This window comes from Actinomycetospora aeridis (assembly GCF_037400275.1).
GTDB lineage: Bacteria > Actinomycetota > Actinomycetes > Mycobacteriales > Pseudonocardiaceae > Actinomycetospora > Actinomycetospora aeridis.
Map to the genome: position 1 here is coordinate 372,969 of NZ_JBBEGL010000003.1, position 18,756 is coordinate 391,724.

The 18,756-nt window shown below is 74.5% G+C and carries 18 protein-coding genes; 10 read left to right on the plus strand and 8 right to left on the minus strand.

Annotated elements, in window-relative coordinates; translation table 11 throughout:
* Positions 1 to 7: 7 nt before the first annotated feature.
* Positions 8 to 265, minus strand: coding sequence for a hypothetical protein (locus WCD41_RS12335; protein ID WP_337713722.1), 258 nt, complete (start codon positions 263 to 265; stop codon positions 8 to 10).
* 234 nt (positions 266 to 499) lie between these two features.
* Here WCD41_RS12335 and WCD41_RS12340 point away from each other — a divergent pair, with 234 nt between their 5' ends.
* A complete protein-coding gene (locus WCD41_RS12340; RefSeq protein WP_337713723.1) occupies positions 500 to 985 on the plus strand; it encodes a hypothetical protein in 486 nt (161 codons plus the stop codon).
* 180 nt (positions 986 to 1,165) lie between these two features.
* Here WCD41_RS12340 and WCD41_RS12345 read toward each other — a convergent pair whose 3' ends face one another.
* Together WCD41_RS12345 and WCD41_RS12350 are read right to left on the minus strand one after the other, a co-directional pair.
* The gene (locus WCD41_RS12345) at positions 1,166 to 1,999 is read right to left on the minus strand and encodes an ABC transporter permease (protein WP_337713724.1); all 834 of its coding nucleotides are present in this window, start codon (positions 1,997 to 1,999) and stop codon (positions 1,166 to 1,168) included.
* On the minus strand, positions 1,996 to 4,905 hold the full coding sequence (locus tag WCD41_RS12350; RefSeq protein WP_337713725.1) for an alpha/beta fold hydrolase: 2,910 nt from the start codon (positions 4,903 to 4,905) through the stop codon (positions 1,996 to 1,998). The genes WCD41_RS12345 and WCD41_RS12350 overlap by 4 nt, the downstream gene beginning before the upstream one ends.
* 293 nt (positions 4,906 to 5,198) lie before the next feature.
* On the opposite strand from WCD41_RS12350, the gene WCD41_RS12355 reads away from it, so the two are divergent.
* The 4 genes from WCD41_RS12355 to WCD41_RS12370 all read left to right on the plus strand — a co-directional run bounded on the left by WCD41_RS12355 (position 5,199) and on the right by WCD41_RS12370 (position 9,523).
* Entirely contained in the window at positions 5,199 to 6,317 is a 1,119-nt protein-coding gene (locus WCD41_RS12355; protein WP_337714210.1) for a TerC family protein, read from the plus strand.
* 127 nt (positions 6,318 to 6,444) lie between these two features.
* Complete coding sequence (locus WCD41_RS12360; protein ID WP_337713726.1) at positions 6,445 to 7,560, plus strand: hypothetical protein; 1,116 nt, start codon at positions 6,445 to 6,447, stop codon at positions 7,558 to 7,560.
* Between the two features lie 11 nt (positions 7,561 to 7,571).
* Positions 7,572 to 8,510 carry an ABC transporter ATP-binding protein gene (locus WCD41_RS12365; protein WP_373695135.1) on the plus strand — a complete coding sequence of 313 codons (939 nt, stop codon included), beginning with the start codon at positions 7,572 to 7,574 and terminating at the stop codon, positions 8,508 to 8,510.
* On the plus strand, positions 8,507 to 9,523 hold the full coding sequence (locus WCD41_RS12370; RefSeq protein WP_337713728.1) for an ABC transporter permease: 1,017 nt from the start codon (positions 8,507 to 8,509) through the stop codon (positions 9,521 to 9,523). The genes WCD41_RS12365 and WCD41_RS12370 overlap by 4 nt, the downstream gene beginning before the upstream one ends.
* 201 nt (positions 9,524 to 9,724) lie before the next feature.
* Here WCD41_RS12370 and WCD41_RS12375 read toward each other — a convergent pair whose 3' ends face one another.
* Together WCD41_RS12375 and WCD41_RS12380 are read right to left on the minus strand one after the other, a co-directional pair.
* On the minus strand, positions 9,725 to 10,018 hold the full coding sequence (locus WCD41_RS12375) for a DUF1330 domain-containing protein (protein WP_337713729.1): 294 nt from the start codon (positions 10,016 to 10,018) through the stop codon (positions 9,725 to 9,727).
* Positions 10,019 to 10,028: 10 nt separating this feature from the next.
* Positions 10,029 to 10,871 carry an esterase/lipase family protein gene (locus WCD41_RS12380; protein ID WP_337713730.1) on the minus strand — a complete coding sequence of 281 codons (843 nt, stop codon included), beginning with the start codon at positions 10,869 to 10,871 and terminating at the stop codon, positions 10,029 to 10,031.
* 77 nt (positions 10,872 to 10,948) lie between these two features.
* Between WCD41_RS12380 and WCD41_RS12385 the strand changes: the two genes are divergently transcribed.
* Positions 10,949 to 11,800 (plus strand): SCO6745 family protein, encoded by an 852-nt coding sequence (locus WCD41_RS12385; RefSeq protein WP_444876302.1) that lies wholly within the window; start codon positions 10,949 to 10,951, stop codon positions 11,798 to 11,800.
* 2 nt (positions 11,801 to 11,802) lie between these two features.
* On the opposite strand, the gene WCD41_RS12390 is transcribed toward WCD41_RS12385, so the two are convergent.
* Positions 11,803 to 12,012 (minus strand): hypothetical protein, encoded by a 210-nt coding sequence (locus WCD41_RS12390; protein WP_337713731.1) that lies wholly within the window; start codon positions 12,010 to 12,012, stop codon positions 11,803 to 11,805.
* A gap of 56 nt (positions 12,013 to 12,068) precedes the next feature.
* On the opposite strand from WCD41_RS12390, the gene WCD41_RS12395 reads away from it, so the two are divergent.
* Positions 12,069 to 13,040: an FAD-dependent oxidoreductase gene (locus WCD41_RS12395; RefSeq protein ID WP_337713732.1), complete on the plus strand. Its 972-nt coding sequence runs from the start codon at positions 12,069 to 12,071 to the stop codon at positions 13,038 to 13,040.
* A 58-nt stretch (positions 13,041 to 13,098) separates the two neighbouring features.
* Positions 13,099 to 15,012 carry a translational GTPase TypA gene (gene typA / locus WCD41_RS12400; RefSeq protein ID WP_337713733.1) on the plus strand — a complete coding sequence of 638 codons (1,914 nt, stop codon included), beginning with the start codon at positions 13,099 to 13,101 and terminating at the stop codon, positions 15,010 to 15,012.
* Position 15,013: 1 nt separating this feature from the next.
* Here the strand turns inward: typA and WCD41_RS12405 are convergent, their stop codons facing one another.
* Both WCD41_RS12405 and gnd read right to left on the minus strand, forming a co-directional pair.
* Positions 15,014 to 15,706, minus strand: coding sequence for a DedA family protein (locus tag WCD41_RS12405; protein ID WP_337713734.1), 693 nt, complete (start codon positions 15,704 to 15,706; stop codon positions 15,014 to 15,016).
* Between the two features lie 111 nt (positions 15,707 to 15,817).
* The gene (gnd, locus tag WCD41_RS12410) at positions 15,818 to 17,257 is read right to left on the minus strand and encodes an NADP-dependent phosphogluconate dehydrogenase (RefSeq protein WP_337713735.1); all 1,440 of its coding nucleotides are present in this window, start codon (positions 17,255 to 17,257) and stop codon (positions 15,818 to 15,820) included.
* A gap of 161 nt (positions 17,258 to 17,418) precedes the next feature.
* Between gnd and WCD41_RS12415 the strand changes: the two genes are divergently transcribed.
* Positions 17,419 to 18,198, plus strand: a complete 780-nt coding sequence (locus WCD41_RS12415; protein WP_337713736.1) for a GH12 family glycosyl hydrolase domain-containing protein — start codon at positions 17,419 to 17,421, stop codon at positions 18,196 to 18,198.
* Between the two features lie 74 nt (positions 18,199 to 18,272).
* Positions 18,273 to 18,743 carry a GtrA family protein gene (locus WCD41_RS12420; RefSeq protein ID WP_337713737.1) on the plus strand — a complete coding sequence of 157 codons (471 nt, stop codon included), beginning with the start codon at positions 18,273 to 18,275 and terminating at the stop codon, positions 18,741 to 18,743.
* Positions 18,744 to 18,756: the final 13 nt, after the last annotated feature.

Here is an 18,756-nt window from a genome sequence, read left to right on the forward strand (position 1 = left end):
CTTCCCCCTATCCGTAGACCAGCCGTCGCAGGCGCCGCGCGCTGACCTCGCCCGGCGCGACCGGGCGGTGCGCGAGCTCGTCGGCGATCACCGTCCAGATCTCGGCGTTGCGATGGTCGCGGGCCTGCAGCTCCCGGTGACGGCGGCGCACGAACTCCTCGGTGGTCTCCGAGTAGTAGGCGACGACGTCGGCCACCACGCGGGCGGCGACCTCCCCGGGCAGACCCGTGGACGTGGCCACGTGGCGCACGAGCTCCGGGTCCATATCGATACAGAGTGCCCGGCCGGGTCCGCGAAGGCCAGTTCCCTGCCCGTTTTCGGGCAGAGAGCCCGTCGTTACGCGACGAGTGCCACGATACCGAGCACGAGGACGAGCTTGAGCAGCCAGTCCCCGGCGTGCAGGGCGGCGGAGGCGACGGGCGCGTCCTCGTGGAACACCGACCGGCGAGCAGGACGACGGGACCGGAGCGGATCGACGGGTGCCGCCTAGATTCCTTCCGTGGACGTCGTCCTCGAGACCCGGCACGTCACGGTGCGGGCCCGGCTCGCGGTGATCGAGGTGCGCGAGCGGGCGGGCAGCCGCGACGGCTGGACGATCGGCGCGGTGCTGATCGTCGCGCTGGGCGGTGGTGCCGCGCTGCTGGCCGCGCCCTTCTCCGCCGCGACCGTCGTCCTGGGGCCGTTCGTGCTGCTCTTCGCGGTGCTCGGGGTCTGGATGCTCGGGCAGCGCCTGCTACGCCCGGCCGTGGTGATCGACTGCGTCGCGTGGACGGTCGAGGGCGGTGGCATCCCGGTGCGGCGCTCCTTCGGTCGGCGGCCGGTGGTGCACACCGCGGCGGCGCGGGACCGCTACGGCAGCACGGACGTGGCGCTCACGGCGCAGGGGCGCTCGACGCTGATCGTCGGGCGGGTCCCCGACGCCGAGGCCGAGGAGATCGCCCGGTGCCTGCGCCGGCTGCTGCGTGAGCGCACCCTGGACGCCTGAGCGTCGTCGACCGGCACGTCCGGCAGGTCGCGAGGCCGGACGATCATGCGAGACGTGCCTCTCGCTGGCGTGCAGGAGCGCGACACGCCCGGCCTCCGGCCGACGAGTGATCGTGGGGGCTTTTCTGACGTTGAGCGTCAGCGTGGCCGCCAGGCTGAGACACGGCGCCCCGTAGGGCGGTCAGCTGGTGATGTCCTTGCGGCGGAACCACCACACCGCCGTCGCGCCGAAGGCGATGCACCACACCAGCGCCGAGAGCACCCCGCGGGCGAGGTCGGTGCCGTCGACGTCGAGGGTGAGCAGGTCGGCGAAGGCGAAGACCTCGTGGGTGGGCAGGAGGTTGCGCAGCGAGCCCAGCGCGTCGACCGTGTCGAGGATCTGGGACAGGATCGACACCAGCACCGCGCCGCCCACCGCGCCCAGCGGGGCGTCGGTGACCACCGAGAGCAGCGTCGCCACGCCGGCCACCCAGAGCAGGTGGATCGCCAGGTACACGACGACGAGCAGGATGCGCACGAGCGCCGTGCCGTAGGGCAGCGACTCGCCGGTGGGGGAGAGGTAATCGCCTGCCCCGTACACCGCGGTGCCGAGCACGACGGCCACCACCGGCAGCACGACGAGCGTGGTCAGCGACAGGATCGCGGCGACGATCGCCTTCTGGCGCAGGAGGCGCACCCGTGGCACCGGGATCGCGAGCAGGTAGCGCAGCGACGACCAGGAGGCCTCGCTCGCGACCGTGTCGCCGAAGAACAGCGCCACGACCACCACGAACAGGAAGCTCGCCGAGGAGAACAGCGCGAACACCGTGAAGTTCGGCCCGGAGGCCTGGGCGAGGTCGGTGAGGCTGGTGGCGGCCGCGCCGGGCGTGGGGTCGTCGCCGACCGAGAACGCGATCCACAGGATCACCGGCAGCAGGGCGAACAGCGCCAGCGTCACCTGGGTGCGGCGCCGCCGCCACTGGCGCAGCAGCTCGACGCGCACGGGCAGCGTCCGGGGCTCGACGGCGGTGCTCACGGGCCCTCCTCTCCGATCAGGGCGAGGAATGCGTCCTCGAGGCGGCGCCGGGGCCCGACCCCGCGCACGTCGAACCCGGACTCCACCAGCGAGCGCACCACCTCGGCCCGGTCGACGTCACCGAGGTCGACGAGCACGACCTCGGCGTCCGACGCGTCGGCCTCGACCCCGCGCACCCCGTTGCGTCCCCGCAGGACGGACACGGCGTCGTCGCGGCGGTCCGCCGCGACGGTCACGGCGACCTGGCCGCCGGCCACGAGCTCGGCGACCTCGCCGGTCGCGACGACCTTGCCCCGGTGCATGACGACGACGTGGTCGCACGTCTGCTCGACCTCGGCGAGCAGGTGGCTCGAGACGAGCACCGTGCGGGACCCCTCGCGCGCGTAGGACACGAGGACCTCGCGCATCGCGTGGATCTGTGGCGGGTCGAGGCCGTTGGTGGGCTCGTCGAGCACGAGCAGGTCGGGCAGCCCGAGCATGGCCTGGGCGATCGCGAGGCGCTGGCGCATGCCCTGGCTGTAGGTCCGCACGGCGCGCTCGACCGCCCCGCCCAGCCCGGCGATCTCGAGGGCCTCGTCGAGGCGGGCGTCCTCGGGCGGCCGGCCGGTGGCGGCCCAGTACAGCTCGAGGTTGTCGCGCCCGGTGAGGTGCGGGAGGAATCCGGCGCCCTCGACGAACGCGCCCACCCGGCCGAGCACCGGCGCACCCGCGGTGACGCGGCGCCCGAAGATGCGCAGCTCGCCGGACGTGGGGGCGATGAGCCCGAGCAGCATGCGCAGCGTGGTGGTCTTGCCGGCGCCGTTGGGTCCGAGCAGCCCGAGGACCTGGCCGCGCTCGACGGTGAACGAGACGTCGTCGACGGCGACGAGCCCGCTGGGCCAGGACTTCGAGAGCCCCCGGACCACCAGGGGCGTGTCGGCCAGCCCCTCCTCGAGCGCGAGCGCACCGCCCGGCTCGAGGTCGCGGCGACGCCGGTGGGCGGCGAGCACCCGCGCGACGAGCCACGCGACGAGCACGCCGAGCAGCAGCACGCCCGCCGCGACGAGCGGGGCGATCGGCACCGAGGTCCCGCTGCGGACGTCGCCGGGCACGGTCGGCACCGACAGGGTCGCGTCCCCGGCGAGCCCGATGCGGTGCACGGCCGGGGCGGTGGCCGCGGCGTAGGCCTGGTCGGTGGTCGAGACGACGACCTCGAGCCGGTGCCCGGCGGCGAGCGTGGCCACCACGGCCGGGAGGCTGACCGTCACCTCGGTGGGCGCCGCCCCGGGGGCCGGGAGCCGCAGCGGCGAGACGGCGTTGCCCAGCAGCGTGCGGGTGCCGGGCGCGGCCCCGTCGGATCCGGCGACGTCGTAGACCTTCGCGAAGAGCACGGGCTCGCCCGAGGGCCGGCCGGGCACCGACGAGACCGTCAGCCGGACCTGCGGCGCGCCGGCGACGACCGTCCGGGCGCGCAGCGGATCGGTCGAGAACCGGGCCGCCTGACCGGGGAGGTCGGACGCGAGCCGCCCGAGCAGCGCACTCGCGCCGCCGGCGCCGCCACCGCCGCCTCCGGAGCCGCCGCCTCCCGACCCGCCCCCGGAGTCGCCGTCCTCCTCGTCGTCACCCGAGCCGCCTCCCGAGCCGCCCCCCGCCACACCCCCGGCGAGGCCCGCGAGCCCCGGCACCGAGGAGATCGCCGACGGCGCCCCGCCGGCCGGGGCGACGACGTCCTGCGGGTCGCCCTGCAGCGCCAGCGGTGTCCGGCCGGTGCCCGGGCCGCCGTCGATCCCGGGGTAGGCGCTCGCGGTGATCGTGCGCTGGGTCGGGGCGCTGCGGGCCTGCACCCCCGAGGGCACGACGTAGGTGAACGCCGTGCCCGGGTCGGGTGCGGTGCCGGCGAGGTGGTGGTCGAACCACGCCTGCATGCGCTCGGTCGTGCGCTGGTCGGGGCCACCGCCGTCGTGGCCGCCGGCGAACCAGCTGACCGCGACGGTGCCGCCGCCCGCGGCGATCTGGCGCGCGGTGGCGTCGGCCTGGTCGAGCCCGAACAGGGTGTCGCGCTCGCCCTGGACCAGCAGCGTCGGCGCGGTGATCCGGCCGGCGACGCTGGCCGGGGAGGCGCGGTCGAAGAAGTTCGCGAGGTCCGCGGGCTCGCGGCCCGAGGTGATCGCGGCGACGTAGCCCGCGCACACCTCGGGCAGGAAGCGGCCGCACACCTGCGGGGCGGCCTGCTCCTGACCGGGCGCGGGCCGCGAGCCGCTGCCGAAGAACAGGGCCGCCCAGGACCGCTTGAACACGCCGTCCGGTGCCGCGCCGCTCGCGGCGGGTGTGGCGGCGGGGTCGGGCCCGGCGCGGTTCGGGAAGAGCGACTGCCCCAGGTCGTTCCAGGTGATGACGGGGATGGTGGCGTCGACGCGGGGGTCGTAGCCCGCGAGGAGCAGCGCGAGCGCCCCGCCGTAGGACGCTCCGGTGACGCCGACGCGGGGGTCGCCCGGGGCGTCCTGGCGCACGTCCGGGCGGGCGGCGAGCCAGTCGACGAGTTGCTGGGCGTCGGTGACCTCGTACTCGGGGGAGTTCATGGCGATCTGCCCGGTGCTCGCGCCGAAGCCGCGCGCCGACCAGGCGAGCGCCACGTAGCCGCGCTCGGCCCAGGCGCGGGCCTCGTCGGCCACGGACTGTTTGCTCCCGCCGAAGCCGTGCGCGACGAGCACCGCGGGCGCCGGGTCCGACGTCGCCGGCCGCCACAGGGTGGCGTCGAGGCTCTGCGGCTGGTCGCGGGCCGGGCCGTCACGCACGTCGATGCGGACGTCCTCGCTGCGCACCCCGTCCCCGGACCCACCGGGCGCCGGACCGGCGGCGACCGTCGAGAGCCCGAGCAGTCCGACGGCGAGCACGACCCCGAGGATCCGGAGCGGGCGGCTGATCACCTGCGCACGTTAACCCGCACGACCTCTGCCGGTGGTGAGCAACCGACTGCCGTGCTCTCGTGGTGCGCAGCGCCACGGCGGGGTCCTGTCGCGCCGGGTTCACGCAGGTGACACACTCGGTCGCGGAGGGGAGTATTCCTTCGCGACGGCCTCGTCAACACGGCCGCCGGGCCGGTCGCGAGACCGGGAGCCGGTGCCCGGGGCCGTCGGTCGCGGGACGGACATTCCGCGGCGGAAGAGACCTCCGGTGACACACGTCTGCCCTGACGTCGCCGGAGATGGAGACCTTCCGCATGTACGTGCCGTTCTGGGTCTGGGCCCTCACCATCGTGGGGCTGCTCGCCGTGCTCGCCGTCGATCTCTGGATCGTCGGCCGCCGCCCCCACGAGGTCGGCGTGCGCGAGGCGGCCCGCTGGGTCGGCGTCTACATCGGTCTCGCGGCGGTCTTCGCCGCCGGCCTGTACGTCCTGGCCGGCCGCGACCCCGCGACGGCGTTCGTCGCCGGCTACATCACCGAGTACTCGCTCTCGGTCGACAACCTCTTCGTCTTCCTGCTGATCATGAGTGCCTTCGCGGTGCCGAAGGTCTACCAGCACCGGGTGCTGCTCTTCGGCATCCTCATCGCGCTCGTGCTGCGCGGGGCCTTCATCCTCGCGGGTGCCGCCGTCATCGAGCGGTTCAGCTGGGTCTTCTACCTGTTCGGCGCGTTCCTCGTGCTCACCGCGATCAAGGTCGTGATGGAGGGCGACGAGGACGAGGAGTTCAAGGAGAACGCCGCGCTGCGCCTCGTGCGCCGGGTCCTGCCGGTGACCGACGACTACGTCGGCTCGCGGTCGCTCGTCCGCCGCCGCGACACCCACGGGCGGCTGCGGTGGTTCGTCACGCCGATGCTCATGGTCATGATCGCGATCGGCATGACCGACCTGCTGTTCGCGCTCGACTCGATCCCGGCGATCTTCGGGTTGACCCGGGACCCCTACATCGTCTTCACCGCGAACATGTTCGCGCTGATGGGGCTGCGCCAGCTCTACTTCCTGCTCGGCGGGCTGCTCAAGAAGCTCGTCTACCTGTCGTACGGGCTCGGCGTGATCCTGGCGTTCATCGGCGTCAAGCTCGTGCTCGAGGCCCTGCACACCAACACGGTGCCGTTCATCAACGACGGCGAACCCCTGGGCGTCCCGACGATCGGGATCGAGCTCTCGCTCGCCGTCATCGTCGGTGTGCTCCTGCTCACCACGGTGGCGAGCCTGGTCAAGGTGCGCTTCTTCCCGGGCGACGACGCGGGCGACGAGGCGGGCCCCGACGAGGCGGGCACTGACCAGCCCCTCGACCACGCCCGCGAGGAGGGCGAGGAGCCCGGCGCGGGCCACGAGACCGCCACGTCCGGGTCGTCCCGCACCTCCGGGTCCTGACGTCCGGCCGCCGTCCTCACCGGGGGACCACCGGCGGCGCGATTCGGTGGCACCCTCGATCTCGGGGACGGAACGGGCACGGCCGGGTCCGGTCCACGCGGTGGGGACGAGGGGAGTCGGGACGTCGGTGGCGGGAGTGTCGGGGCGCTGGTGGCGCTGGGCCGTGGTGGCCGTGGTGGCGGCGCTCCTCGTCGGGGTCCCCGCCGCGCTCGCGGCCCGTCCGGGCGACGCCCGCGCCGACCCGCAGCAGCTGCGCGACCTCGTCGCGGCGTCGGTCGACCGTCCCTGGACCGGGTACGCCGAGGCCCGCGCGGCCCTGGGGCTGCCGCGCATCGCCCAGCTCTCGGACGTGACGACGCTGCTCTCGGGGGTCACCCGCATGCGGGGCTGGTACGCGGCGCCGGACCGGGCCCGCTACGACGTGCTCTCGCCGGTGGGCGAGCGCGACCGCTACGTGACGCCGCGCGGGCAGGCGGTATGGGACTACGGCGCCGAGCTGCTCACCGTCGTCGCCCGTGACCCGCAGGTCCGCCTGCCCCGCCCGGAGGACCTGCTGCCGCCGGAGCTGGCCCGTCGCCTGCTGTCCGGGACGGCGGCGGACGACCCGGCGACGCCCCTGCCGGCCCGGCGGATCGCCGGGGTCGACGCGGCCGGGGTACGGGTCACCGTCCGGGACCCCGGGACGAGCGTCGGCGCGCTCGACGTCTGGGCCGACCCGGAGACGGGGCTGCCGGTGGCGGTCGAGGTGCGCGCCAAGGGCGTCGCGGACCCCCTCATCACCACCGCGTTCGCCGAGCTCGAGCAGGGCCCGCCCGACCCGGCCGCCCTGGAGCCCCGCCGGGGCCCGGGCGCCGGGGTGACGCGCAGCCCGACCTCCGACCTGTTCGGCGTCCTCGGCCGCGGTGACGGCCGCTCGTTGCCGGCGACCCTCGCGGGGCGGGACCGCGAGCCCACCGAGCGGGGGTTCCCGGCGCTCGGCCACTACGGCACGACGCTGGGGCAGCTCATCGCCGTGCCACTGCCGCCGGACCTGGCCGGCACGCTGCTCGCCGGCATCGGCCGGGCCGGCGCGGGGCGGACGCTGCCGGTGGACGGGCAGGCCTCGGCGCTCGAGACCCCGCTGCTGACCCTGGCGGTGGTGCGCAGCGAGGACGGCGCGCGGGCCTGGGCCCTCGCGGGGCTCGTGCCGCGGGCCACGATCGACAGCGGCGCCGCCGACCTGCTGGCGGGGGGCCGCTCGTGAGCACACCACTGGTGATCGAGACCCGCGGCCTGACCAAGCGCTTCGGCGCGCACGTGGCCGTCGACGACGTCGACCTGCACGTCGCCGCGGGCGCGCGGTACGGCTTCCTGGGGCCCAACGGGTCGGGCAAGACGACGATGGTCCGGATGCTGCTGGGGCTGGTCTACGCCACGCGGGGCGAGATCACGGTGCTCGGCCGGCCGGTGCCGTCGCGCGTGGCGGAGGTGCTGCCCGAGATCGGGGCGATGGTCGAGGGTCCGGCGGCCTACCCGCACCTGTCCGGGCGGACGAACCTCACGCTCCTCGACGCGGCCGGTCCCCGGGGCGGCCGTGACGGACGGCGGCGCCGCGACCGTGTCGAGGAGGTGCTCGAGCGCGTGGGCCTCGGGGCGATCGACCGGCGGCCGGTGCGCGCCTACTCGCTGGGGATGCGTCAGCGGCTGGGCCTGGCCGGGGCGCTGCTCAACCGCCCGCGGCTGCTGGTGCTCGACGAGCCCACCAACGGCCTCGACCCGCACGGCATCCGGGAGGTCCGCGACCTGCTGATCGAGCTCAACGAGGCCGGCACCACGGTCTTCCTGTCCAGCCACCTGCTCGCCGAGATCGAGGCCCTCTGCACCACCGTCGGCGTCGTCGACCGGGGCCGCCTGGTCCTCGAGGACGATCTCGACGCCGTGCGCGGGCCGACGGGGCGGCTCGTCGTCCGCACCCCCGACCCGGAGGCGGCGACGCGCCTGCTCGGGCGGGCGGTGGCCGAGCGCCACGACCACACGCTGGTCGTCGACGCCGCTCCCGGCGGCCCGCCGGCGCTCGCGCGCCACCTCGTCGAGCACGGCGTGCCCCTCGACGGGCTCGTGGAGCAGCGCCGGAGCCTGGAGGACGTGGTGGTGGAGCTGACGGGGCCGGGGTCGGACACGCAGCGTGCGCGGCGGAACGGGGCGCGCCCATGATCCGCGTCGAGCTCCTCAAGCTCGTCCGCCGTCCCCGCACCTGGGTGGCGGTCGGGCTGCTGTGCCTGCTGCCGACGATCGTCGCGATCTTCCTGGCGACCACCCGGATCTCCCCGCCGCCGGGGCAGGGGGCGGCGTTCCTGTCGGCGGTGCTGCAGTCCGGCTCCCTCTACCCGGCGGCCGCGCTGGCGCTGGTGCTGCCGATCTTCCTGCCGGTCGCCGTCGCCGTCATCGCGGGCGACTCGGTGGCGGGCGAGTCGGCGCAGGGCACGTTGCGCTACCTGCTGGTGCGCCCGGTGCGGCGGACGTCGCTGCTGGTGGCGAAGCTCGTCGCGGTCGTGGTGTTCGTCGTGGGGTCCGTGCTCGCGGTGGCGGGCAGCTCGTACGTCGTCGGGGTGTCCCTGTTCGGCGCCGGCGACCCGGTGGCGGTGGTGCGGGCGCTCCCCGAGGTCACGGGCGGCGACGACGCCGTGGCCGGTACGGGTCCGCAGGCGGCGGCGCCGCCCGGCGGGCAGGTCGGGGGCTCCGACGCGTCGTCCGGCGGGCAGGCCGGCGCGCAGCGGCCCGGCGCGGACACCGGGGACGCGACCGCGGTCGATCCGGAGGCCGCCCGGGAGCGCGCGCAGGCGTCGGTGTCGTCGCTGTCGGGGGAGGCGCTCTCGCCGGCCGACCTCGCGGCCCGCCTGCTGGGTGCCATGGGCTACGTGACGGTGTCGATGCTCGGGGTGGCGGCGATCGCGCTGTTCCTCTCGACGGTCACCACGTCCTCCCTGGGCGCGACCCTCGGGGCGCTGGCCGCCCTGATCACGAGCCAGGTGCTGGTGAGCCTCGACGCTGCCGCGTCCGTGACGCCCTACCTGCCGACCCGCTACTGGCTGGCCTGGGTGGACTTCTTCCGCGACCCGATCTTCCTGCGCGACATCACCGCGGGCCTGTGGCTCCAGGCCGGCTACGTCGTCGTGCTCATGCTGGCGGCGTGGGCGAACTTCACGACGAAGGACGTCACGAGCTGAGGGGGCCTGGACCAGGCCTTGGTGCAGCGAACGCGCTGTTCGCTGCTTCTACGCGTCCGAACTCCCCGTTCGCGGCATCGCCTGCGCGCGGAGTCGCCGGGCGTCCCGGAGATCAACGCGGACTTTGCGCGCCTAGAAGCAGCGAGATACCCGTTCGTTGCGACAAGGGCGCAGCAAGGGCGCAGCGCAGCACGGCACGGGTCACTCGAGGGCGTCGACCACCCGGATCTCCCGCGTTGCGCCGTCGCCGAGCGCCTCGAGGGCCCGCTGGTAGGCGGGGGAGTGGTACGCCGCGACGGCGGTGTCGGCGTCGGGGAACTCGATGACCGTGATCCGCGGGGTGTCCGGACCCTCCAGCACCGCCGCCGGCGCGCCCCGGGCCAGGAAGCGCCCGCCGCCCTCGCGCATCGCGGGCCCGGCGAGCTCGACGTACGCGGCGAGCTTCGCCTCGTCGTGGACGGCGGTGAACGTGTTGATCCAGTAGGCGCGGGGCACGTCCCGCAACCTAGGCGCCCGAGTCGCCCTCGGACCGCAGCGCGTCGCACTGGTCGGGATCGGCGGTGGGCAGGGGAGCGGTGCCCAGCGCGCGCAGCACGAGCCCGACGGACAGCGGGTCGACCGGCAGCCGCGAGTGGGTGATCGTCGCGTCGGAGCAGACGTCCTGGAGCCGGACGGCGTCGGTGCCCGGCAGGTCCGCCGAGTCGGGCGGGGTGACCGTCTCGTCGTCGGCGCTCCACAGCGAGAGCCACGGCAGCCCGGGCGGCGCGGTCCCGAGCCCGCTGAGCAGGGCGCTGCCGGGGGCGAGCTGCTGGCACGCCCGCGGGCAGGCCCCCGGGACGAGCGCGCCGCCGGCGGCGGCGAGCTCCGCGCCCCGCAACGGCGAGCCGAGGGTGACGACCCGGCGGACCGCGGGCGCGGTGCGGCCGCGGTCGAGGTAGACGCGGGTCGCGACCCCGCCCGCCGAGTAGCCGACGACGTCCACGGACGGGGCGCCGTCGTCGAGGAGCCCGCGGACCGTGTCGTCGATCGTGGCGGCCTGGGTCACCAGGTCGCCGGTGCCCCCGGAGGGCAGCTCGACGATCACCGCCCGGCGGCCCTCGGCGCGCAGCCGCTCGGTCAGGCCGATGAACGCCGCGCGGTTGCCGCCGTAGCCCGGGACGAGCGCGACGGCGCCGGGCACCTCGGGGTCGGCGGGCGGCGGGACGCGGAACTCGCGGGCCACGCCGAGGCCCACCAGCAGGGCGACGACGGCCGCGCCCGCCAGCAGCGCGAGCACGAAGGCGCGCCGGCGCGGGGCCAGCCCGCCCAGCGGGGCCTGCTCGGGCCAGGACGCCTGCCGGAACGCCATGGTCACCAGTGTGCCTCGGGTGGGGCGGGGGCCCGCGTGAGACGGTGGGCTCCGTGGCCGCACCCAGCACCGAGGATCTGTCCCACGCCGCCGCCCTCGCGAAGCGCCTCGAGCCCCTGCACTCGATGATCTACTTCGCGCCCGAGGTCGCCGAGGAGCTCGGCGCCCTGGGCGTCCGCCCGCGTGACCAGTACTTCGCGCAGCGAGCCGCCCCGATGGGTGCGGTCGGGCCGGGGCTGGTCGCGGCGACCTTCTTCAACTTCAACCCCGCCATGGTCGCCCGGACGGTGCCCTCGGTGTGGGCCACCGCGTCGCCGGGCGACGTCGTCAACGCGCGTCTGCGGGCCGTCGACGGTGCGCTGCGCCGCCTGCTCGGCGAGGAGCTGCTGGCGTCGCCCGCGGTCGCCGAGTCGGCCACCCTCGCCCGCCGGGCCTGCGAGGGCGCCACCCCCGAGGACCGCCCGCTCTACGCCGGCCACGCCGACCTGCCCTGGCCCGACGAGCCCCACCTCATGCTGTGGCACGCGGTGACACTGCTGCGCGAGCACCGCGGCGACGCGCACCTGCACGCGCTCGTCTCGGCCGGGCTCTCCGGCATCGAGGCGCTGGTCACCCACACCGCGACCGGCACCGGCTTCACCATCGCGTTCGCCCAGCAGAGCCGGGGCTGGTCGCCCGAGCAGTGGGCCGACGCCAAGGCGCGCCTCGCGGAGCGCGGGCTACTGGACGGCGACGCCCTGACCCCGGCCGGCCAGGAGCTGCGCCGGGAGGTCGAGGAGCACACCACGCGGATGTCCGTCGGCCCCTGGCGCCGCCTCGGCGCCGATGGGATCGCCCGCCTCACCGAGGTGTCGAAGCCCCTGTCCAAGGCCGTGCTGCCGGCCTTCGCCATCGAGGGCGTCTTCGCGCCCCGCCCGGCCAGGAGCTGATCTCAGGACAGCTGTCGCGGCTCACCCGGGACGCCGTCGACCTCCTTCTTGCCGCCGGCACGCGTCAGCAGCCAGTACCCACCGCCGACGACGAGCGCCACCGGCACGAGCCAGAGCAGCGCGCCGAACAGCCACTGCACCAGCGGCCACACGACACCGCCGACGACCACCAGCGCGCCGATCCCCACCAGAACCCAGACCACGATCCTCATGACTCGATGCTGGGCCTCGCTGCGGCCCGGCGACTCGGGGTGCCACCCTGGTGTTCATGCGGGTGGTCGTGGTCGGCGCTGGCATCGTCGGGCTGGCGACGGCGTACACGCTCGTCGCGAGGGGCGCGACCGTGCGCTGCCTCGACACCGGCGAGCCGATGGGCGCCCGCTCGGCGGGTGACACCCGCATCTTCCGCGTCGCCCACGGCGACCCGGCGCTCGTGGCCGAGGCCCGGCATGCCAGTGAGCTCTGGGACGACTGGTCGATCACCGCGGGCCGCACGTTCGTCGGCGGCGAGCGCCTCGTGGTCAGCGGGCCCCGGGTGCCAGTGTGGGCCGAGGCCATGACCGCGGCCGGCGCGATCCACCGCGTCGTCGACGGTGTCCTGCACGACCCGGCCGGCGGGGTGCTGGACCTCGCCGGCGCGGGCGCGTTCCTCGCCGCGGCCGTCCGTCCGGAGAGGGGCGACGTCGCGGCGGTCGAGCCCGACGGCACCGTCCACCTCGCCGACGGCGGCGCCGAGCGGCCCGACGCCGTCGTCGTCGCCGCGGGGGCCGGCACGCCCGCCCTCGTGGACCCCCTCGGCGTCGACGTCCCCGCGGAGCTCGAGCACCACGCGCGGTTCGCGTTCGACGGCCCCGCCGCCGGCCCGTGCCACCTCGACGGGCGGCCGAGCGGCAGCCTGGCCAGCACCTATCAGCACCGCGCGAGCACCGGGCACTGGGCGATCGGCGGCCACCTCCCCGACGCCGACACCGCCTGGGAGCTGGGCGCCGACGAGGTCGCCCGGCGCTCCCGCGAGGCCGTCGTCGACCACGTCCGCCGTCACCTGCCGCACCTCGACCCGACGCCGGTCGGGGAGCTGCGCTGCACCCCGATGCGGTCCCAGGGCGACGGGGTGCACCGGGCCCGGGCGGGTGTCGTGCACGTGGTCTGGGGCGACAACCTCGCCAAGCTGGCACCCCGCATCGGGCAGCTGGTGGCAGGAGACGTGGTGGGGGACACGCCGGTCGGCGGCGGTGCCTGAGATCACGCCCCGTAACCTGGAAGGGAACACCTCTCCCTTTTCCGGCTGGAGTTCCTGCGTGTCCGTCACCGCCCCCGAGCGTTCCGAGTCCACTTCGGGACGCGCCGACCTGCGCAACGTCGCGATCGTGGCCCACGTCGACCACGGCAAGACGACGCTCGTGGACGCCATGCTGCGCCAGTCCGGCGCCTTCTCGGCGCGCGCCGAACTGGTCGACCGCGTCATGGACTCCGGCGACCTGGAGCGCGAGAAGGGCATCACGATCCTCGCCAAGAACACGGCGATCCGCCGCGACGGGGTGACGATCAACGTGATCGACACCCCCGGTCACGCCGACTTCGGCGGCGAGGTCGAGCGCGGCCTGTCGATGGTCGACGGCGTCGTGCTGCTCGTGGACGCCAGCGAGGGCCCGCTGCCCCAGACGCGCTTCGTGCTGCGCAAGGCGCTCGCCGCCCACCTGCCGGTGATCCTGGTGGTGAACAAGACCGACCGTGCCGACGCGCGCTGCGCCGAGGTCGTCGACGAGTCCCTCGAGCTCCTGCTCGAGCTGGCCACCGACCTCGACCTGGACGACGACGTCGTCGCGGGCCTGCTCGACCTGCCGGTGATCTACGCCAGCGCCCGCGCGGGCAAGGCGTCGACCGAGCGTCCCGCCGACGGCGAGGTGCCGGACTCCCCGGACCTCCAGCCGCTCTTCGACATCCTGATGAGCCAGGTCCCGGCCCCGTCCGACGACCCGAACGGCGTCCTGCAGGCCCACGTCACCAACCTCGACGCGTCGTCGTACCTCGGCCGCATCGCGCTGTGCCGCGTGCGCTCGGGCCGCATCCGCCGCGGCCAGCAGGTCGGCTGGTGCCGCGAGGACGGTTCGGTCACCCGTGTGAAGGTCACCGAGCTGCTGCGCACCGAGGCGCTCGAGCGGGTGTCCACCGAGTACGCCGACGCCGGCGACATCGTGGCGGTGGCCGGCATCGCCGAGGTCACCATCGGCGACACCCTCGCCGACCCCGACGACCCCCGCCCGCTGCCGCGCATCACCGTGGACGAGCCCGCCATCGCCATGACGATCGGCATCAACACCTCGCCGCTGGCCGGGCGCGACCCGAAGCCGGGCACCCGGCTCACCGCCCGGCTGGTGAAGAACCGCCTCGACGCGGAGCTGGTCGGCAACGTCTCGATGCGCGTGCTGCCCACCGAGCGCCCCGACGCCTGGGAGGTCCAGGGCCGCGGCGAGCTGGCGCTGGCGATCCTCGTCGAGCAGATGCGCCGCGAGGGCTTCGAGCTCACCGTCGGCAAGCCCGAGGTGGTCACGAAGGTCGTCGACGGCAAGACCCACGAGCCGTTCGAGCGTCTGTCGGTCGACGTGCCCGACGAGCACCTCGGCGCGGTCACCCAGCTGCTTGCCGCCCGCAAGGGCGAAATGCTCGAGATGGCGCACTCGGCGTCCGGGCAGGTCCGCATGGAGTTCCGCGTGCCCTCGCGCGGCCTCATCGGTTTCCGCACCGAGTTCCTCACCGAGACCCGCGGCACCGGCATCGCCAACCAGCTCTTCGACGGCTACGGCCCCTGGGTCGGCGAGCTGCGCGCCCGCATCTCCGGCTCGCTCATCGCCGACCGCGCCGGCGCGGTCACCGGCCACGCCGTCGGCCTGCTCGCCGACCGCGGCGACCTCTTCGTCGGCCCGACCACGCCGGTCTACGCGGGCATGGTCGTCGGCGAGAACTCCCGCTCGGAGGACATGGAGGTCAACATCGTCCGCGAGAAGAAGCTGACCAACATGCGCCAGTCCTCGCAGGACGTCCTCGAGCGCCTCACCCCGCCGCGCATCCTGTCCCTCGAGCAGTCGCTGGAGTTCTGCTCCGAGGACGAGTGCGTCGAGGTCACCCCGGGCGCGGTGCGCATCCGCAAGGTCATCCTGGACGCCCAGGAGCGGCACAAGGCCCGCAACCGCTCGAAGCAGGGGCTCGCCTGAGTCACCAGAAGGTGGGGCGCTCGATCATCTCGGTCGGCGCCTCCATCTTCTTGACCTCACGGTGGCGGCGGTAGCGGCGCACCAGCATGGTGACGATCAGGGCGCCCAGGACGACGATGACGATCGTCTGGAAGAACCCGGCGTACCGCTCGACGAGGTGCCACCGCGACCCGAGCGCGTAGCCGCCGCCGACGAACACGCTGTTCCAGATCAGGCTGCCCAATGTCGTGAGACCGACGAACTCCCACCACGGCATCCGCCGCTGCCCGGCCGGGATCGACACGAACGAGCGCACCCCGGGGATCATGCGGCCCACGAACACCGCCAGCCGCCCGTTGCGGTCGAACCACTGCTCGGCCTTGACGACGTCGCGCTCGTGCACCAGCGGCATGCGGGCCAGCGTGCGGCGCAGCCAGGCGTCCGAGGCGAGCATCCCGATGAGGTAGAGCGCGACCGCGCCGACCACCGAGCCCGCCGTGGTCCAGACGACGGCCGAGAGCACCGAGAACTCGCCGCGCCCGGCCGCGAACCCCGCCAGCGGGAGGATGATCTCGCTCGGGATCGGCGGGAAGAGGTTCTCGAGCGCGACGATCAGCCCGGCGCCGGGCGCGCCGAACGTCGCCATGAGGTCGGTGGCCCAGCCGGCGATCCCGGAGTCGGTGGGCGGAGCCGGGGGAGCGGCGGCGCTGATCACGGGGAGGAGCGTCGGCATGAGAGGGGAACGAACGGGACCGCGATCGTTCTCCCGTCGGCGGTGTGATTCGTCCCGTTCGTCGCCGCCCGGTTCCTTCCCGGCATGCCCCGCTCAGCGCTCCTCCTGAGGGCGCCCCTCCTCGGCCCAGCGCGTGTGGAACGTGCCGGGACGGTCGGTGCGCCGGTAGGTGTGGGCGCCGAAGAAGTCGCGCTGCCCCTGGATGAGCGCGGCGGGCAGGCGCTCGGCGCGCAGCGCGTCGTAGTAGGCCAGGGCCGTCGAGAACCCCGGGGCCGGGATGCCGAGCTGCGCGGCGACGGCCACCACGCGGCGCCACGCGTCCTGGGCGCCGGCGAGGGCCTCGCGGAACGAGGTGTCGGTGAGGAGCGTGGGCAGTTCGGGGTCGCGGCGGTAGGCGGCGGTGATCTCGTCGAGGAACCGGGCCCGGATGATGCAGCCGCCGCGCCAGATCGAGGCGACCGCGCCGAGGTCGATCGACCAGTCGTACTCCGCGGCGCCGGCCTGGATCTGGTTGAAGCCCTGCGCGTAGGCGACGATCTTCGAGGCGTAGAGGGCCTGCTCGATGTCGTCGGCGAAGCCCTCCGCCGCGGCGCCCTCGAGCACCGCCCCGGACGTGCCGGGCAGGTCGTGGGCGGCGTCGCGCAGGGCACGGTGGCCCGAGAGCGAGCGGGAGAAGACGGCCTCGCCGATCCCGGTGACGGGCACGCCGAGCTCGAGGGCGCCCTGCACGGTCCAGCGGCCGGTGCCCTTCTGCTCGGCCTCGTCGGCGACGACGTCGACGAACGGCTTGCCGGTGTCCGCGTCGACGTGCGAGAGCACCTCGGAGGAGATCTCCATGAGGTAGGAGTCGAGGCGACCGTTGTTCCACTGCCGGAACGTGTCCGCGATCGCGGCCGGGTCGAGGTCGAGGCCCTTGCGCAGCAGGTCGTAGGCCTCGGCGATGAGCTGCATGTCGGCGTACTCGATGCCGTTGTGCACCATCTTGACGAAGTGGCCCGCGCCGTCGGCGCCGATGTGGGTGCAGCAGGGCTCGCCGTCGACCTTCGCCGCGATGTCCTCGAGCAGCGGGCCGAGCGCGTCGTAGGCCTCCTTCGGCCCGCCCGGCATGATCGACGGCCCGTTGAGGGCGCCCTCCTCGCCGCCCGACACGCCCATGCCGACGAAGTTGAGCCCCTTCTCCGAGAGCGCCTTCTCGCGGCGGCGCGTGTCGAGGAAGTGCGCGTTGCCGGCGTCGATGATCACGTCGCCCTGGTCGAGCAGCGGGACGAACTCGTCGATCACCGCGTCGGTCGCCGCCCCGGCCGGGACCATGAGCACGATCCGGCGGGGGCGTTCGAGGGCGTCGACGAACTCCTGCGCCGACTCGGACCCGACGAACGTGCCCTCGTCGGAGAAGTTCTCCACGAGGTCCTTCGTGCGCTGGGCGCTGCGGTTGTGCACCGCGACGACGTGCCCGTGACGGGCGAGGTTGCGGGCGAGGTTGCGCCCCATCGTGGCCAGGCCGCTGACGCCGATCTCGGCTTTCGCACTCACGCGGTGCAGAGTGCCCACCGGACCGCCGGTCACACCAGTACCCCGTGGTGATCAGATCGGTCTCGTCTCACCCCGTCACCGAACGGTCACGGACCCGAACGGGTGACACACCGCCGAGGTCTCCCGCGCGTTGAGACGTCGACGACTCTCGGGGGGATCGGATGGGGAAGCGACAGCGGTGGCTCGCCGGCGCGCTGATCGGCGCGCTGATCGCGACCGGCCTGCTCACGGGCTCGGGCAGCGGCGTCGCCGCGCCCGCCCGCACCTGCGAGCAGTTCGGGTCCTTCCCGCTCGCCGGGGCGACCTACGTGGCGCAGAACAACCGCTGGGGCGCGAGCACCGAGCAGTGCATCACGGCCGCGAGCACGGGCGTCGGCTTCACCGTCGACACCGCGCGGCACACCAACAACACCGGACCGGCGGGCTACCCGTCGATCTACCGCGGCTGCGTCTACGGCTACTGCACCGCGAAGAGCCCCTTCCCGCGGCGGGTCTCCGACCTCGGCACCCTGCGCTCGACCTGGGCGACCTCGCGGCCGACGGGCACCGGCACGCAGCAGTACAACACCGCCTACGACGTCTGGTTCGACCCGACGGCGACCCAGGCGGGCCGCAACACCGGCGCCGAGATGATGGTCTGGCTCAACCGGACGTCGTGGGTCCAGCCGATCGGGACGAAGCGCTACGAGATCACGCTGGCCGGCACCCGCTGGGAGGTCTGGTACGGACGGATCGACCTGCCGGTGATCTCGTTCGTGCGCAAGACACCCACGACCTCGGTCGCGAACCTGCCGCTGTCCGACTTCGTCCGCGAGAGCGTCCGGGTCGGCGTCGTGAAGCCGACCTGGTACCTCACGAGCGTCCAGGCCGGCTTCGAGCCGTGGACCGGCGGGACCGGGCTGCGGACCTCCTCGTTCTCCGTCACGCGCAACGGGCAGTAGGAGTTCACGAGACGGTCATCCCGACGCCGCCCGATCCCCTGCGCGCGGGGCCGCCGGGTCGCTGAGATGGGGAGGTGGCCGAGTCCCGCGAGCGCTTCCGCCGCGCCTGCTCCGGCGTCGTGGGCGTCCTGCCCGGGCCGCTGCGCCGGGTCGTCGCGCCGAGTCTCGTGGGTTTCACGCTGGTCAACGGCGTCACCTTCGCCGTCGACCTGGTGCTGCTCTCGCTGCTGATCGACGGGCTCCGGCTCCCGCTGTGGGCGGGGATCACGGTGGCCTACGGCACGGCGTTCGCGCTGAGCTTCGTGCTCAACCGCCGGCTGAACTTCGACCCCGAGCGCCCGGTGGGCGCCCAGATCGGGCGCTACGTCGGGGTGATCGCGGTCAACTACGCCGTGATCGTGCTCGGGGTGACGCACGGCCTCGCCGCCGTCGGCGTGCCCTACCAGCTCGCCCGCCTCGGGGCGGGTCTGTGCGAGGCGGTGTTCATGTACTGCTCGATGCGCTGGTTCGTGTTCGGGCACACCCGGGCGCGGACGCGGGCGTGACTACCCTGGACAC